Annotated in this window: 14 protein-coding genes; 3 read left to right on the forward strand and 11 right to left on the reverse strand. The window is 68.6% G+C overall.

The features are described 5' to 3' along the window. Positions 1-31: 31 nt before the first annotated feature. A complete protein-coding gene (pafA, locus tag OG747_RS08495) occupies positions 32-1,393 on the reverse strand; it encodes a Pup--protein ligase (protein WP_340382033.1) in 1,362 nt (453 codons plus the stop codon). Positions 1,394-1,402: 9 nt separating this feature from the next. Continuing rightward, the gene (locus OG747_RS08500; protein ID WP_405878663.1) at positions 1,403-2,662 is read right to left on the reverse strand and encodes an MFS transporter; all 1,260 of its coding nucleotides are present in this window, start codon (positions 2,660-2,662) and stop codon (positions 1,403-1,405) included. A 117-nt stretch (positions 2,663-2,779) separates the two neighbouring features. Between OG747_RS08500 and OG747_RS08505 the strand changes: the two genes are divergently transcribed. Then, entirely contained in the window at positions 2,780-3,796 is a 1,017-nt protein-coding gene (locus OG747_RS08505) for a LacI family DNA-binding transcriptional regulator (protein WP_405878664.1), read from the forward strand. A 197-nt stretch (positions 3,797-3,993) separates the two neighbouring features. Here the strand turns inward: OG747_RS08505 and prcA are convergent, their stop codons facing one another. From prcA to arc, 6 genes are all read right to left on the reverse strand, one after another. Then, a complete protein-coding gene (gene prcA, locus OG747_RS08510) occupies positions 3,994-4,740 on the reverse strand; it encodes a proteasome subunit alpha (protein WP_405878665.1) in 747 nt (248 codons plus the stop codon). 58 nt (positions 4,741-4,798) lie between these two features. After that, positions 4,799-5,644, reverse strand: coding sequence for a proteasome subunit beta (gene prcB, locus OG747_RS08515; protein ID WP_405878666.1), 846 nt, complete (start codon positions 5,642-5,644; stop codon positions 4,799-4,801). Beyond that, positions 5,596-6,189, reverse strand: coding sequence for an endonuclease VII domain-containing protein (locus tag OG747_RS08520; RefSeq protein WP_405878667.1), 594 nt, complete (start codon positions 6,187-6,189; stop codon positions 5,596-5,598). Before OG747_RS08520 ends, prcB begins: the two co-directional genes overlap by 49 nt. A gap of 32 nt (positions 6,190-6,221) precedes the next feature. Further along, complete coding sequence (locus OG747_RS08525) at positions 6,222-6,440, reverse strand: ubiquitin-like protein Pup (protein WP_189187860.1); 219 nt, start codon at positions 6,438-6,440, stop codon at positions 6,222-6,224. 166 nt (positions 6,441-6,606) lie between these two features. Next, complete coding sequence (gene dop / locus OG747_RS08530) at positions 6,607-8,118, reverse strand: depupylase/deamidase Dop (RefSeq protein ID WP_405878668.1); 1,512 nt, start codon at positions 8,116-8,118, stop codon at positions 6,607-6,609. Positions 8,119-8,352: 234 nt separating this feature from the next. Next, the gene (gene arc / locus OG747_RS08535; RefSeq protein ID WP_405878669.1) at positions 8,353-10,119 is read right to left on the reverse strand and encodes a proteasome ATPase; all 1,767 of its coding nucleotides are present in this window, start codon (positions 10,117-10,119) and stop codon (positions 8,353-8,355) included. Between the two features lie 253 nt (positions 10,120-10,372). On the opposite strand from arc, the gene OG747_RS08540 reads away from it, so the two are divergent. Then, positions 10,373-10,678, forward strand: coding sequence for a ferredoxin (locus OG747_RS08540; RefSeq protein WP_405878670.1), 306 nt, complete (start codon positions 10,373-10,375; stop codon positions 10,676-10,678). A 48-nt stretch (positions 10,679-10,726) separates the two neighbouring features. Here the strand turns inward: OG747_RS08540 and OG747_RS08545 are convergent, their stop codons facing one another. The 3 genes from OG747_RS08545 to OG747_RS08555 form a co-directional block, all read right to left on the reverse strand. Further along, positions 10,727-11,302: a hypothetical protein gene (locus tag OG747_RS08545; RefSeq protein ID WP_405878671.1), complete on the reverse strand. Its 576-nt coding sequence runs from the start codon at positions 11,300-11,302 to the stop codon at positions 10,727-10,729. Positions 11,303-11,788: 486 nt separating this feature from the next. Beyond that, entirely contained in the window at positions 11,789-12,694 is a 906-nt protein-coding gene (locus OG747_RS08550) for a tRNA (adenine-N1)-methyltransferase (protein WP_405878672.1), read from the reverse strand. Between the two features lie 176 nt (positions 12,695-12,870). Further along, the gene (locus OG747_RS08555) at positions 12,871-14,559 is read right to left on the reverse strand and encodes a site-2 protease family protein (RefSeq protein WP_405878673.1); all 1,689 of its coding nucleotides are present in this window, start codon (positions 14,557-14,559) and stop codon (positions 12,871-12,873) included. A 187-nt stretch (positions 14,560-14,746) separates the two neighbouring features. Here OG747_RS08555 and OG747_RS08560 point away from each other — a divergent pair, with 187 nt between their 5' ends. Beyond that, positions 14,747-15,652, forward strand: a complete 906-nt coding sequence (locus tag OG747_RS08560; RefSeq protein WP_405878674.1) for a RecB family exonuclease — start codon at positions 14,747-14,749, stop codon at positions 15,650-15,652. Positions 15,653-15,676: the final 24 nt, after the last annotated feature.

The following is a 15,676-nucleotide window of genomic DNA, read 5'->3' on the forward strand; positions in this document are numbered from 1 at the left end:
TGCGTTCCGCATCCCTCGCGGAACTCCTGGCTCACATCCCCGCGATCAGCTTCTCCACCCGGTCGTCGACGGAACGGAACGGGTCCTTGCACAACACCGTCCGCTGCGCCTGGTCATTGAGCTTGAGATGGACCCAGTCGACGGTGAAATCGCGGCGCTGTTCCTGAGCGCGCCGGATGAAGTCACCACGCAACCGCGCCCGAGTGGTCTGCGGCGGCACGGACTTGCCCTCGAAGATCTTCAAATCGTTGCAGATCCGGGTGGCTTGTCCCTTCCTCTCCAGCAGGTAGTACAGACCACGACGACGGTGGATGTCGTGGTAGGCGAGGTCTATCTGCGCGACCCGCGGGTGCGACATCGTCATGTTGTGCTTGGCCCGGTACCGCTCGATGAGCTTGTACTTCATGACCCAGTCGATTTCGGTACCGATCCGGTCGAGGTCCTCCGCCTCGATCGCGTCGAGCGTACGGCCCCACAGTTCGAGCACCTGCTCGACGGTGCCGGTGCGGATGCCGCGGCGCTCGCAGAAGTCCACGGCCTTCTCGTAGTACTCGCGCTGCACCTCCAGCGCGGAGGCCTCCCGGCCACTGGCCAGGCGCACCTTGCGCCGGCCCGTGATGTCATGACTGACCTCGCGGATCGCCCGAATGGGGTTCTCCAGGGTCAGGTCACGCATGACCGTGCCCGCCTCGATCATGCGCAGCACGAGATCGGTGGCACCGACCTTCAGGAGCATGGTCGTCTCGGACATGTTCGAGTCGCCGACGATGACATGCAACCGGCGGTAGCGCTCGGCATCGGCGTGCGGTTCGTCGCGGGTGTTGATGATGGGCCGGGAGCGGGTCGTCGCGGAACTGACCCCCTCCCAGATGTGCTCGGCGCGCTGACTGACGCAGTACACGGCGCCGCGCGGCGTCTGCAGCACCTTGCCCGCACCGCACAGCAGCTGCCGGGTGACCAGGAAGGGAATGAGAATGTCCGCGAGCCGGGAGAACTCCCCGTGCCGGGCCACCAGATAGTTCTCGTGGCACCCGTAGGAGTTACCCGCCGAGTCGGTGTTGTTCTTGAACAGGTAGACGTCGCCCGCGATTCCTTCCTCGTGCAGGCGTCGTTCGGCGTCCACCAGGAGTCCTTCGAGAATACGCTCGCCGGCCTTGTCGTGAGTGACGAGTTCCGTCACGTTGTCACATTCGGGTGTCGCGTATTCCGGATGTGATCCCACGTCGAGATAGAGGCGGGCACCGTTCCGCAGAAAGACATTGCTGCTGCGGCCCCATGACACGACACGGCGGAAGAGGTACCGCGCCACCTCGTCGGGAGACAGGCGCCGCTGTCCCCTGAACGTACACGTGACGCCGTACTCGTTCTCCAGCCCGAAAATGCGGCGGTCCATGACTGAACATTACGCCCGATCCCCCGACCTGAAACGGGGTTCGACAGCACGGTTTGGATCATTTTCCGATGAGACCGCAACCACCGCACCATCCCCGGTAGCTGCGAGGACCCGCCCCGTGGCCAGCAGAACCACCAGCGCGGCGGCCCCCGCGACACCCGGTACGGCGAAGCCCCACACCGCCCCGCCCCACTCGACGACCGGCCCCGCGAGGCCCGTTCCGACCGACGCGCCCACAGTGAACGTCGTCACAAGCCAGGAGAACGCCTCGGTGACGGTGCCGCTCGGCGCGTGCCGGTCGACGATGATGAAGGCGCAGGCGATGCAGGGTGCCAGGAAGACTCCCGCGAGCGCCGTGAGAGCCGTCATGGCGACCGCGCCCGGCATCAGCATGAGCGGGAGGTAACACACCGCCAGAAGGGCCACAAGCACCCGCAGTCGCCGCTCCGGCGCCCCGCTCCACGTCCGCGCGCCGTACACCGTCCCACCGACGAGCGCACCGAGCCCCACGGCCGCCATCAGCCAGCCGTACACCCCGTCCCCGCCGTGGTCGTCCGCGTACGACATCGCGGCGACCGTGATGGAGCCGAGCGCGATTCCCACGAACAGGAACGCGCCGAGCAGCGCCAGCAGCCCCGGCGAGCGCAGCGCGCCGAGCCAGTGCGCCTCGCGCGGTGCCGAACGCCACGCGCGCGAGGGCGGCGAGAGGACCACGGAGAGGGCGCCCAGCACACCGATGACGTTCAGGATCAGCAGCGCCGCCCGGGCGGACCAGAGCGACACGCACAGGGTCACGAGCAACGGTCCGACGGTGAACATGACTTCCTGGGCCACGGCGTCCATCGCGTAAGCGGTGTGCACCTGCTCCTCCTTACGGAGGACGGAAGGCCACAGCGCCCGCAGTCCGCCCTCCAGAGGCGGCGTGAAAAGCCCGGCGACAGCCATGGAGACGTACGCCACCGGCAGCGGGTCGGTGCCCGAGAACGCGAAGACGGCCATCCCAGCAGCCGAGACAAGAGCGGCCGGCAGCTGGACCCGCGGCTGCCCGCACAGGTCCACGAGTCGCCCGAGCAGCGGCTGCCCCACGGCGTTGCCCACCCCGTACACGGCCGCGAGCGCACCGGCCAGGCTGTACGTCCCGCCCTCCGCCCGGATGAAGAGCACGACGGCGATGGCAGCGGTGGCGTTCGGCAGCCGCCCTATGAGCGTCCCGACGAGAAGCCGTGCGGCGTGCCTCGCCCTGATGATCTCCAGATACCCCGCGGCCATGTCATGCCCTTCCATTAGCGCGTGACGTCCGATGCGCCTGAGGTTTTACGTATAACGTCCCGCGTCATACGTACCATGTGCCCAGTCCGCGAGTCCAGACGAAAGAGCAGGTCGCCGGTGGCACGAGGTAGCACGCGCCCCACGAGCCGTGACGTCGCCCAGGCCGCCGGGGTCTCCCAGGCCGCGGTCTCCCTGGTGCTGGGCGACAAGTGGCGCGGCCGGGTCTCCGAAGCCACGGCGCAGCGCGTCCGCGAGGCCGCCCAGGAGCTCGGCTACCGCCCGAACCTGGCCGCCCGCAACCTCCGCCTCGGCCGCACCCGCACAGTCCTCCTGGTGGTCCCCGCACTGACCACCGAGTTCTTCGCGGGCGTCTACACCGGCGCGGCCCGCATCGCCGCGGAACACGGCTTCGGCGTGGTCCTCTACCCCTCCCCCGAGGGCATCGGCCCCGCCCGCAACCCGTTCGGCTCCGCGGCCGCCGCGCTGGACGGCGTCATCGCCTCCTCCATGGCCGCGGACGCCCTCTCCGCCATCCGAGGCGACCAGCTCCCCCTCGTGATGCTGGACAGCGACCCGCAGGGCAGCCTGGGCGCGGCAACCGTCAACCTGGACATCAAGGACGGCGTACGACAGGTGGCCGAGCACCTCCTGTCCCTGGGCCACCGCCGCTTCCTCCACCTGGCGGCCGACATCCCGTCCTGGACCTTCGAGGTACGCGCCCGCGAACTCACCACGCAACTGAACAAGGTCCCCGGCACACACCTGGACACCGCCCGAGCCCCGATCTCCTTCGAGGACGCCCTGTCCGTCGCGGAGACGGCACTCACCGCCCCCGGCCCCCGGCCCACCGCCCTGGTCTGCGACGACGACAAACTGGCGGCCGGCGCCTACAAGGCGGCCCGCCGCCTGGGCCTGCGCATCCCCGAGGACCTCTCCATCACAGGCCTGGACGACCTGGCCCTGGCCCGGGCGATCGACCCTGAACTGACCACCGTCCGCCTGGACGCCGAACGCTTCGGCGAACGCGGCATGGAAGCCCTCCTGGCCGTCCTGGACGGCCGCACCCCACCAACCGACAACATCCCAGTGGAACTGGTCGTACGAGGCTCCACAGCCCCACCAAGCTCCCTCTGAACCTCTCGCCCCACGCACCCGCAGCCACCGACACACAGAAGGGGCCGTGCCGGTACATCCAAAGCCCGTCGCTTACGTCCGGATCGGGAAACGGCTCCCCATAGGGCAACGTCTGATCCGTCGGCGACGGGCTGGATGTACCGGCACGGCCCCGCCCCACCCACCGACCGATGGGCAGGGCCAAGCCAGGCGAGGGATCACTCCTCGTCGTCGGCGTCCTCGGCCTCCGTAGCGGTCGACGCGCCCCCCGCCTCCAACAACCGATCCAGCTGACGCCCCACGATCCGCTTGAACTTACGCTGCTGCGGACGCGTACGGTCCAGCACCGCGACCTCCAGGCGCTCCGCGGGAATCTCCCGCTCACCCCCGTTCGGCTCCCGCGACAGCGACTGCACGGCCAGCTTCAGCGCCTCCGCCAGCGTCATACCGTCCTGGTGGCGCTGATCCAGATAGCTACTGATCTGCTCGGCATTACCACCCACCGCGACGGACCCGTGCTCATCCACGATGGACCCGTCGTGCGGCAGCCGATAAATCTGGTCACCTTCAGGGGTCTCCCCCACCTCGGCGACAACCAGCTCCACCTCGTACGGCTTCTCGGCCGCCGAGGAGAAGATCGTGCCCAGCGTCTGCGCGTACACATTCGCCAGGCCCCGAGCGGTCACATCATCACGGTCATAGGTGTAACCCCGCAGATCGGCATAACGCACACCACCGATCCGCAGATTCTCATATTCGTTGTACTTGCCGGCGGCCGCGAAGCCGATCCGGTCATAGATCTCGCTGAACTTGTGCAGCGCACGGGACGGGTTCTCGCCGACGAACACAATGCCGTCGGCGTACTGCAGCACAACGAGGCTGCGACCGCGGGCGATGCCCTTACGGGCGTACTCCGCCCGGTCGGCCATGGCCTGCTGGGGTGAGACATAGAACGGCGTCGACACCGGTTATCCGTCCCTTTCTGTCGAAGTCACTGGGTCACCTTGGCAAAAAGAGCCGGACTCAGAGCAGCGCGGCCCGCGGACCGTCCGGCTGCTCCAGACGCCGCTCCAGGATCGCGCGGGCGATCTCGGCGGACTCGTCGTCGGTGAGCCTGCGGAAGCCGTCCTCGGTGATCACGGTGACGATCGGGTAGATCCGGCGGGCGACGTCGGGACCACCGGTCGCCGAGTCGTCGTCGGCCGCGTCGTACAGCGCCTGGATGACGAGGGTCGTAGCCTGCTCTTCGGTCAGGTCGTCGCGGTAGAGCTTCTTCATGGCACCGCGCGCGAAGATCGAGCCGGAGCCGGTGGAGGCGTAGCCCTGCTCCTCGGAGCGGCCGCCTGTGACGTCGTAGGAGAAGATGCGGCCCTTGTCGCGGTCCACATCGAACCCGGCGAAGAGCGGGACCACAGCGAGGCCCTGCATGGCCATGCCGAGGTTGGAACGGATCATGGTGGAGAGGCGGTTCGCCTTGCCCTCCAGGGAGAGCGTGGTGCCCTCCACCTTCTCGAAGTGCTCCAGCTCCAGCTGGAACAGCTTGACCATCTCGACGGCCAGACCGGCCGTACCGGCGATGCCCACCGCCGAGTACTCGTCGGCCGGGAAGACCTTCTCGATGTCACGCTGGGCGATCATGTTGCCCATGGTGGCCCGCCGGTCACCGGCGAGGACGACCCCGCCGGGGAACGTGACGGCGACGATGGTCGTGCCGTGCGGGGCCTCGATCACGCCCTGGACGGGCGGCAGCTGCCGCTTGCCCGGCAGCATCTCCGGCTGGTGCTCGGACAGGAAGTCCATGAAGGACGACGAACCGGGCGTCAGGAAGGCAGCCGGTAGACGCCCGGTGCTACGAGTGTTGGCTTCCACGGGGATCCTTCCAAGTAGGCGGCAGCCCGACGAACAGCGTCGGGATCATCTCCCAACTTGCCGATGGCCGAATTGCAGTTGAAGCACAGTACGCCACGGACCCTACCCGTCTCGTGGCAGTGATCCACATGAACTGCGGGAGCTTTCAAACAGATCACACAGAGCCCCATTTGAGAGGCGACCATCTCGTCACGCTTGGCTTCGGTCATGCCGTAGTGGCGCTTCAGATGGCTGGCACGCCCCTCAACGGCTCGACACGCCTTGCAGCGCGTCGACAGCCCGTCCGAGGCTGTTGCATTGCGGTGCCACTCGGTCCACGGCTTGACCTCGCCGCACTTGAGACAGAGTTTGTGTCCCTCGGGTACTACCATCTTGGGGCGAACTTTTCGCCCGAGGCTCTGCTGATGTGTCCGGTGATAGTCCGATGCGCAATCTCGACAGTGTCGCTGCAGACCGTCCAGGTTGGACCGCTTGCGGGCGAAGGCCGCGTACGGCTTGTACTCGCCGCACCGCACGCAGCACTTCACATCCTCTTCGCTTGCCAAGTCGAAAGCCCCCGCAACCTTCGATCCGAAGGCTACTCGCCGCCTTTCTGAACGAAACTTCGAACGAAGTCCTCGGCGTTTTCCTCCAAGACGTCGTCGATTTCGTCCAGTACCGAGTCCACGTCGTCGCTCAGTTTCTCCTGGCGTTCCTTGAGGTCCTCGGAGACCTGCGCGTCTTGCGCCGTCTCCTCGACCTCCTCGGTGGAACGCGTCGCCTTCTGCTGTCCGCCGCCGGTGTCCTTGGTCGCCATAACCCTCACCCCGCTCGGTTCGCCGTTCTTGATCAGACCCTACAAGCAGGGTCCGACATCGGCCCCGCAGTTGCCACAACGTCCGGGGGCCACCTCGATGATTCCCGGACGTCGCGTCTTTCCACCCCATTGCGCCACCTGGGCCGCAGGGCCCCTGGCGGCCCGCTCAGCCGCCTGACAGGACCCTGACCAGGTCTTCCGCCGTACGGCAGCGGTCGAGGAGCTCCTTGACGTGATTACGCGTTCCGCGAAGCGGCTCCAGGGTTGGGACGCGCTGGAGCGAGTCCCGGCCCGGCAGATCGAAGATCACCGAGTCCCAGGAGGCCGCCGCCACGTCGTCCGCGTACTGCTCCAGGCAGCGTCCGCGGAAGTACGCACGGGTGTCCTCCGGCGGCTTGGTGCGGGCCCGCTCGACATCCTGCTCGTCCAGGAGCCGCTTCATCTTGCCGCGTGCCGCCAGACGGTTGTACAGACCCTTCTCGGCGCGTACGTCGGCGTACTGGAGGTCGACCAGGTGCAGCCGGGCGGCGTCCCAGTCGAGGCCGTCACGGCGCCGGTAGCCCTCCATGAGCTCCCGCTTGGCCACCCAGTCCAGCTCCCCGGCCAGGCTCATCGGGTCGTTCTCCAGGCGGTTCAGGGTGTCCTCCCAGCGCGCCAGGACATCCTTGGTCTGGTCGTCGGCGTCCGCCCCGAAGCGCTCCTCCACGTATTTGCGCGACAGCTCGAAGTACTCCATCTGAAGCTGTACGGCCGTCAGTGTGCGTCCGCTACGCAGCGTGACGAGTCGCTTCAGCGTGGGGTCGTGCGAGACCTGGTGCAGCGTGCGCACCGGCTGGTCGACGGCCAGGTCGACGGCGATGAAGCCGTCTTCGATCATGGACAGGACCAGGGCGGTCGTGCCCAGCTTGAGATAGGTCGAGATCTCCGACAGGTTCGCGTCGCCGATGATCACGTGGAGCCTGCGGTACTTCTCCGCGTCCGCGTGCGGCTCGTCGCGGGTGTTGATGATGGGGCGCTTCAGGGTGGTTTCGAGGCCCACCTCGACCTCGAAGTAGTCGGCGCGCTGGCTGAGCTGGAAGCCGTGCTCGTGCCCGTCCTGGCCGATCCCGACGCGGCCCGCTCCGGTGACGACCTGGCGTGAGACGAAGAACGGCGTGAGGTGGCGCACGATGTCCGAGAAGGGGGTCTCCCGCTTCATCAGGTAGTTCTCGTGCGTGCCGTACGAGGCGCCCTTGTTGTCGGTGTTGTTCTTGTAGAGGTGGATCGGCTGGGCGCCGGGGAGCTGGGCCGCGCGCTCCGCGGCCTCCGCCATGATGCGCTCGCCGGCCTTGTCCCACAGGACGGCGTCCCACGGGTTGGTGACCTCGGGAGCGCTGTACTCCGGGTGTGCGTGGTCCACGTACAGCCGTGCGCCATTGGTGAGGATGACATTGGCCAGGCCGATGTCCTCGTCGGTGAGCTGGCTGGAGTCGGCGGTCTCGCGGGCGAGGTCGAAGCCTCGCGCGTCCCGGAGCGGGTTCTCCTCCTCGAAGTCCCAGCGGGCGCGGCGCGCCCGGTGCATCGCCGCGGCGTACGCGTTGACGATCTGGGACGAGGTGAGCATGGCATTGGCGTTGGGGTGGCCGGGGACGGAGATCCCGTACTCCGTCTCGATGCCCATTACTCGCCGTACGGTCATGCGGCCCTCCTTGCCCGGCGGCGCCCTCGGTCGGGGACGCTGCTCAAGTACCGCTGGTTCTCCGGTGCGTGTGCGGTGCCCGTCCCCGCACTGCGCGACTCGGCGGTACGAAAGAGCCTAGAGCGCCTCTGCGCTGGTGGGGAGATCATTTGCGTCATTGCTCTGCTCCAGCCGTGCCCCGGAAAACAGTCGGCTGCGGGTACCCGTGGAGGGCACCCGCAGCCGCCCTGTCCTTTACAGGTACTGACCGGTGTTCGCCACCGTGTCGATGGAGCGTCCGGTGTCCGCGCCCTGCTTTCCGGTGACAAGCGTACGGATGTAAACGATCCGTTCGCCCTTCTTTCCGGAGATTCGGGCCCAGTCGTCCGGGTTGGTGGTGTTCGGCAGGTCCTCGTTCTCCTTGAACTCGTCCACGCAAGCCTGGAGGAGGTGGGAGACCCGAAGGCCCTTCTGGTTCTGTTCGAGGAAGGCCTTGATGGCGGCCTTCTTGGCGCGGCCGACGATGTTCTCGATCATGGCGCCGGAGTTGAAGTCCTTGAAGTAGAGGACTTCCTTGTCGCCGTTGGCGTAGGTGACCTCGAGGAAGCGGTTTTCCTCGGACTCGGCGTACATCTGCTCCACGGCGGTCTGGATCATGCCGTGGACGGTGGCCGCCCGGTCCCCGCCGTGCTCACCGAGGTCGTCGGAGTGCAGCGGGAGGCGCTCGGTGAGGTACTTCGCGAAGATGTCCTTGGCGGCCTCGGCGTCCGGGCGCTCGATCTTGATCTTCACATCGAGTCGTCCGGGGCGCAGGATCGCGGGGTCGATCATGTCCTCACGGTTCGAGGCGCCGATCACGACCACGTTCTCCAGGCCTTCCACGCCGTCGATCTCGGCGAGCAGCTGGGGGACGATGGTGTTCTCCACGTCCGAGCTGACGCCCGATCCACGGGTGCGGAAGAGGGACTCCATCTCGTCGAAGAAGACGATGACGGGGGTGCCCTCGCTGGCCTTCTCACGAGCACGCTGGAAGACGAGGCGGATCTGCCGCTCGGTCTCGCCGACGTACTTGTTCAGGAGCTCGGGGCCCTTGATGTTGAGGAAGAAGCTCTTGCCGGTGGCTTGGCCGGTGACCTCGGCGACCTTCTTGGCCAGCGAGTTGGCGACCGCCTTGGCGATGAGCGTCTTGCCGCATCCGGGGGGCCCGTACAGCAGCACGCCCTTGGGCGGGCGCAGTTCGTGCTCCTTGAAGAGGTCGGGGTAGAGGTAGGGGAGCTCGACCGCGTCGCGGATCATTTCGATCTGGTTTCCCAGGCCGCCGATCTGCTCGTAGCCGATGTCCGGGACCTCTTCGAGGACGAGCTCTTCGACCTCGCTCTTGGGGACAACTTCGTAGACATAGCCGGAACGGGGTTCGAGAAGCAGGGCGTCACCGGGGCGGATGACGACGTCCAGCAGCGGTTCGGCGAGCCGTACCACCCGTTCCTCGTCGGTGTGCCCCACCACGAGGGCGCGTTCGCCGTCCTCGAGGATCTCCTTGAGGGTGACGATGTCGCCGACGCTCTCGTACTCCATGGCCTCGACCACGTTGAGGGCTTCGTTGAGCATCACTTCCTGGCCGCGCCTGAGCTCTTCGAGCTCCACGCTGGGGCTGACGTTCACCCGGAGCTTGCGGCCCCCGGTGAAGATGTCCGCCGTGCCGTCCTCGTTCGCCGTGAGGAAGACGCCGAAGCCGGCCGGTGGCTGTGCGAGCCGGTCGACCTCTTCCTTGAGGGCCACGATCTGGTCGCGGGCCTCACGGAGCGTGTTGGCGAGCCGCTCGTTCTGTGCGGACACGCCGGCCAGGTTGGTCTGCAGCTCGACGATCCGCTCTTCGAGAATCCTCGTGTGCCGCGGAGAGTCGGCGAGCTTGCGGCGCAGGACGGCGATCTCCTGCTCAAGGTAGGCAACCTGCCCGGCAGGGTCATCGGACCCTCGTCCCGGGCGGATGCCGCGGTTCATGTCGTCGTCGTGGGCTGCCACGGTCCTCACCTCCTCCAAGGGGAGCTGGACGCTTCCAGACCCTACCTGGGTGGGTGTCGATTGAAACCCCTAGATCACAAAGACTGTCGGGGTGTGTCCGATCTTCACCCTTGCGCTCTCCCTCACGCCAGGGGAATACCCACCGAACATGATTGGGAAGCGGGCGGAGGTAGGGTCGACGTGTTCAACACCCGTCAGAGCTGGCCCGATTCCCCAGTCTTCGGATCGCTCGACGCAGGAAACGGCAGGAGAAATGACCGTGCAGCAGGAGGCGCAGGGCGCCATCGAGGCGCTTGAGGTCTGGATCGACCAGGATCTCTGTACTGGCGACGGGATCTGCGTCCAGTACGCGCCGGAGGTCTTCGAGCTGGACATCGACGGCCTGGCCTATGTGAAGAGCGCCGAGGACGAGCTCCTGCAGGCCCCGGGCGCCACAACGCCCGTACCGCTGACGCTTCTGCGCGATGTCGTCGACTCCGCGAAGGAGTGCCCGGGCGACTGCATTCATGTGCGTCGAGTTTCGGACAGGGTCGAGGTCTACGGCCCCGACGCGGAGTGACCTGAGGGGCACTCCGCGTCACGACGTGTCTCTTTTCTCACATACTTCTCATACGTTTTGGGCGTCGGCGGGCGTCGAGCGGATGAACGTGCCGTTCTTCCACTGCCACTTGGCCTGGTCCTTCACGTCCGGGCAGCAACTCGGTACGTCGGCCGAGGAGTAGCCGAGGAGCGTCGCCGTGACGGCGCTGTCACGCACCGCGAAGTCCGTGACGCTCAGCCGGTCCTTCGGATCGACCAAGGTGGCCACGACGCGGGGCTTCTTGGCGCCCTCGCCCTGGGTGAGGACGTACACGCCGTTGGGCGGGGTGCCCGAGCCCGCGTCGCAGCGGACCACGGCCACCGTCTCCGGGCTGCCGTCTCCGTCGAGATCTCCGGAGGCCGTCTTCTGTATGAGGACCTTGGTGGGCCCGCACTCGATCGGGAACGTGACGCCGGCGGGGTCGGGGGCCGTGGTCGCGGCCGGGGCGGACTTGGCCTCGGGGCCGGGCTGGGCCGCCGTCGCGGAGCCGGGTTGGATGACCGAGGAGAGGGCGACGACTCCGGCCAGAGCGGTGGCCGTGGCGAGCCAGTGGATGGGGCGGGTGTGCGTGTGTGCCAGTTCCGGGACGACGGATTGCTGCACTAGGAGCGTCTCCTGGGAGGGCCGTGACGGTGGGGTTGGGGGGTGGCCAGCATGGTGCCACACGTCACAGTGGGGCGGAACGGCGGGGTCCGGACTTCTGGCGGCGCGTCAACGGAAAAGTGCTGCGGCGGAGTTGCGTACGTGTCCTGGGGCCCGGTTACGGAAAGGCGCTGTGGCCGAGTTCCGGGGTGCTTTCCGGGAACTCGGCCACAGGTGTGGTGCGTTGGGTGCGTCGACGGCGTGGGCGCCGACCGGGTCAGCGGCCTGAGCGTCTCTGATTGGCTCGGTGATCCCAAGTGGTGCTGGGTGCAAGCCCATCGCCTTCGTGCCCTGGTGCTGGGGGCAGGAGCCGTCAGCCCGCGTGGCACGTCCCTCCGGACGCTGGTCGGCCCAGCCTGCACAGCTATACGGCCGAGGAGGGTGCCCGACGTCGCCTGGGCGCCGGGCGCGCCCGTGACAGTCGGCCACGGGTTCGTTACGGACCGCTCATCCGGCTGGAGAGCCTCCGTCGGCGTTCGGACCGGCGTAGTCCTCGCCGTAGGCGCCCTTGGCGGGGCGGCGGCGACGCATGGGCGGCTCGACGCCGTCCGCGAGGCGGCGGGCGGTCAGCAGGAAGCCGGTGTGGCCGATCATCCGGTGGTCCGGGCGGACGGCCAGGCCCTCGATGTGCCAGTTGCGGATCATCGTCTCCCAGGCGGTCGGCTCGTTGAAGGAGCCGATCTCGCGGATGGACTCGACGGTCCGTGCGAGCTGGGTGGTGGTCGCCACGTAGCAGCAGAGGATGCCGCCGGGGACGAGCGCCTTGGAGACGGCCTCCAGGCACTCCCAGGGAGCGAGCATGTCGAGGATGACGCGGTCGACTTCGGTGTCGGACAGGTTGTCCTGGAGGTCGCCGACGGTGAGCTGCCAGGCGGGGTGCGGGCCGCCGAAGTAGCGCTCCACGTTCTGCTGGGCGATCTCGGCGAAGTCCTCGCGGCGCTCGTAGGAGTGCAGCATGCCCTGGTCACCGATGGCGCGCAGCAGGAAGCTGCTGAGCGAGCCGGAGCCCACGCCCGCTTCCACGACGCGTGCGCCGGGGAAGATGTCGGCGAAGGCCAGGATCTGCCCCGCGTCCTTGGGGTAGACCACGGCGGCGCCGCGGGGCATGGACAGGACGTAGTCGGGGAGCAGGGGGCGCAGCGCGAGATAGGCGACGTTCCCCGTGGTGCGGACAACGCTGCCCTCGGGAGCGCCGATCAGCTCGTCGTGGGGGAAGGAACCCTTGTGGGTGTGGAAGTTCTTCCCGGCCTCGAGCGTGAACGTGTAGTGGCGGCCCTTGGGGTCGGTCAGCTGAACCTGGTCCCCGACCTTGAAGGGCCCGCGCCTGCGGGCGGCACCGGTCGGTTCGGACATGTGACCAGCCTACCGGTCCCTGCGCGGGGCGCCGACCACGTGGGGGCCCTGCTGAGGTGCGGTTCGAAGGTGCGGGTCGTCTGTGGCTGGTCGCGCCCACGGGGCGGAGCCGCACGATGTCACAGCCTCGCTCCCCATTGGGGCGCGCCACAGCAGCGGGGGTTCGACGGATTCGCTCAGGAGGGGCGGGCCATCGCCTTGACGAAGGCTCGCTCGACGTCTGCCGCCGACAGGACCCCGTAGATCTCGCCGGAGTCCTCGACCACCAGGTACTCGGTGGCGGGGGTGGCGCGCAGGACGTCGAGGAGGTCTTCGCCGGCGAGCTCGGCGGAGACGCGCATGCCGTCGGTGAGGTCCTGGGCGAGGCCGCTGACGGCGACCCAGGGGCGGCGGTGCTCCGGGACGCCGACGATGGCGGCCTCGCGGACGAGGGAGAGCGGTTCGCCGTTGGCGTCGACCACGACCAGGGCGCGGGCGCCGGCCTCGTTGGCGCGGCGCAGTGCCTCCGAGAGCGGAGTGTTGGTCTCGACCGGGACCGCGCGCCGGGTGAGCGAGCGGGCGCGCAGCTCGGGCAGGTGTTCGCGCAGCCGGGCCATGCGGAGGCTGTTGCCGGCGCCGGTCCAGATGATCGCGGCGAGGATCGCGGCCAGCAGGGCGTCGGTGACCGTGTCCATGCCGCTGCCGTTGTCCTGGGTCTGGCCGAGTGCTCCGGACTGGGTGAGCAGGGGCAGTCCGATCAGTACGGAGACGGCGAGGGCGCGGCCGACCCAGGCGGCGGCGATCGTGCCGCTCATCGGCTTGCCGGTGATCTTCCAGACGACGGCGCGGAGCATGCGGCCGCCGTCCAGGGGCAGGCCGGGGAGCAGGTTGAAGGCGGCCACGATCAGGTTGGAGATCATCAGGCCTGCCAGCAGGACGCCGGGGACGGTGCCGGGTTCGACGGCCTGCATGGCGAGGAGGAAGAGGCCGGAGAGGACGAGGGAGAGCAGCGGGCCGACGAAGGCCAGCACGAACTCCCGGCCCGGGGTCTCGGCCTCCTTCTCGATCTCGGAGACTCCGCCGAAGAACTGCAGCTGGATCCGGCGCACCGGCAGTTTGAAGCGTAGGGCGGCGACGGTGTGGGCGAGTTCGTGGACGAGGACGGAGGCGTAGAAGGCGACCGCGAAGAAGAGGGAGACGAGGTAGCGCAGGGCGCCGAGTTCGGGCAGCACGCGGTCGAGTTGGCCGCCGAACACCCAGGTGATCAGCGCGGCCACGAGGAACCAGCTGGGCGCCACGTACACGGGCACGCCGAACGGCCGTCCCATCAGCAGGCCGCCGCCGGGCTCCCTGCCGCGCCGGGGCGGCTTCGTCTTGCCGGTGCCGGTTGCGGAGTGGGCGAGGGTACGGGGGTGCGCGGGGGTGCCGGTGCCGGTGGGCTGGTCGTCCGCGCCCCGGGCTGCGTCGCTCGCGGGGGCGGGGTCCGTGTGGGCTCCCGCCGGGGGGTCGGGGTGTACCGGGGGCGCGTCCTGGGAGCCGGAGCCCGCCTGAGCCTCGCCCGAGGCCCCGGAGCGAGGCCGGTCCGAGGAGTCGGTAGCGCCTTGGCCCGAGGTTTCGCTTCCCGCCTCGTCCGAGGCGCCGCTGGGCGTCTCGGGCTCGCTCGGAGAGCTGGCGTGCGGCTCTGCCTCGCGGGTCCCGTCGGGAGAGGGGTCGGCCTCGGGGGGGCCCGGTTCGGTGGGCGTCGGCCCGGTGGGGTGCTCGGGTCGCTCCGGTCCGGGGCGCGTGGCGTCGGCGGCCGGGGCCGAGGGGGCCCCCGGCTCTCCGTGGCGCTCGGTCGCCTCGTCGGTGCCGGACCGCGGCTGCCCGCTCCCGCCGCTCTCGTCCACGATGTCCCCTCGTTCGAAGCGTCTCCCGCTCCCGATCATGCGAAGCAGGAGGGTCTGGGTCGATGGTATGCGGCCGTCGCGACGCGTTTCGCCCCGGCACCCCCTCTGTTTTCCGCGCAGTCGCACAAGGTCGCACCAGCCCCGACGGTGCACTCACTGTCAGTGGCGGGCCGTAAGGTCTGTGGTCATGGAAACCAGCACCGGGGCCGCCGTACCGCCCGAGCCGGCCGGAGCCGTCACGGCCGTGCCGCCGACTTCGCTGTCGCCCTCGCGCGCCAGTGACTTCATGCAGTGTCCGTTGCTCTACCGGTTCCGGGTGATCGACAAGCTGCCCGAGAAGCCGAGCGAGGCGGCCACCCGCGGCACGCTGGTGCACGCGGTGCTGGAGAGGCTCTTCGACGCGCCGGCGACGGAGCGGACGGCTCCGCGCGCCAAGTCCCTCATCCCCGGTCAGTGGGACCGGCTGCGTGAGACCCGGCCCGAGGTCGTGGAGCTGTTCGCCGACGACCCCGAGGGCGAGCGGCTGGCGCGTTGGCTCGGCGAGGCGGAGCAGTTGGTGGAGCGCTGGTTCAGTCTCGAGGACCCGACGCGGCTCGAGCCGGCCGAGCGTGAGCTGTTCGTCGAGACCCAGCTCGACTCCGGGCTGAAGTTGCGCGGCATCATCGACCGCGTCGACGTGGCCCCTACGGGCGAGGTCCGGATCGTCGACTACAAGACGGGCAAGGCGCCGCGGCCCGAGTATGCCGAGGGTGCGCTGTTCCAGATGAAGTTCTACGCCCTGGTGGTGTGGCGGCTGAAGCAGGTGGTCCCGCGCCGGCTCCAGCTCGTCTATCTCGGCAGCGGCGACGTGTTGACGTACGACCCGGTGATCGCGGACCTGGAGCGTGTCGAGCGCAAGCTGCTCACCCTGTGGGAGGCGATCCGGCAGGCCACCGAGACGGGCGACTGGCGGCCCCGGCCCACCAAGCTCTGCGGCTGGTGCGACCACCAGTCGGTGTGTCCGGAATTCGGCGGCACTCCCCCGCCGTATCCGCTGCCGGTCAGGGCGCCCGAGTCGGGCGGCACCGAGCAGGGCAGAATGGGGCCGGGCTAGGGCCTGTCGGGCGGACCATGCCGG

Origin of the sequence: Streptomyces sp. NBC_01384 (assembly GCF_045040035.1) — a bacterium.
GTDB lineage: Bacteria > Actinomycetota > Actinomycetes > Streptomycetales > Streptomycetaceae > Streptomyces.

What these genes read in the sequence shown, in the direction of transcription:
- OG747_RS08560 (WP_405878674.1), top strand. Translation starts at nt 14,747, where the DNA reads ATGGAAACCAGCACCGGGGCCGCCGTACCGCCCGAGCCGGCCGGAGCC.
- OG747_RS08525 (WP_189187860.1), bottom strand. Translation starts at nt 6,440, where the DNA reads ATGGCGACCAAGGACACCGGCGGCGGACAGCAGAAGGCGACGCGTTCC.
- OG747_RS08500 (WP_405878663.1), bottom strand. Translation starts at nt 2,662, where the DNA reads ATGGCCGCGGGGTATCTGGAGATCATCAGGGCGAGGCACGCCGCACGG.
- OG747_RS08550 (WP_405878672.1), bottom strand. Translation starts at nt 12,694, where the DNA reads ATGTCCGAACCGACCGGTGCCGCCCGCAGGCGCGGGCCCTTCAAGGTC.
- OG747_RS08540 (WP_405878670.1), top strand. Translation starts at nt 10,373, where the DNA reads ATGACCGTGCAGCAGGAGGCGCAGGGCGCCATCGAGGCGCTTGAGGTC.
- dop (WP_405878668.1), bottom strand. Translation starts at nt 8,118, where the DNA reads ATGACCGTACGGCGAGTAATGGGCATCGAGACGGAGTACGGGATCTCC.
- pafA (WP_340382033.1), bottom strand. Translation starts at nt 1,393, where the DNA reads ATGGACCGCCGCATTTTCGGGCTGGAGAACGAGTACGGCGTCACGTGT.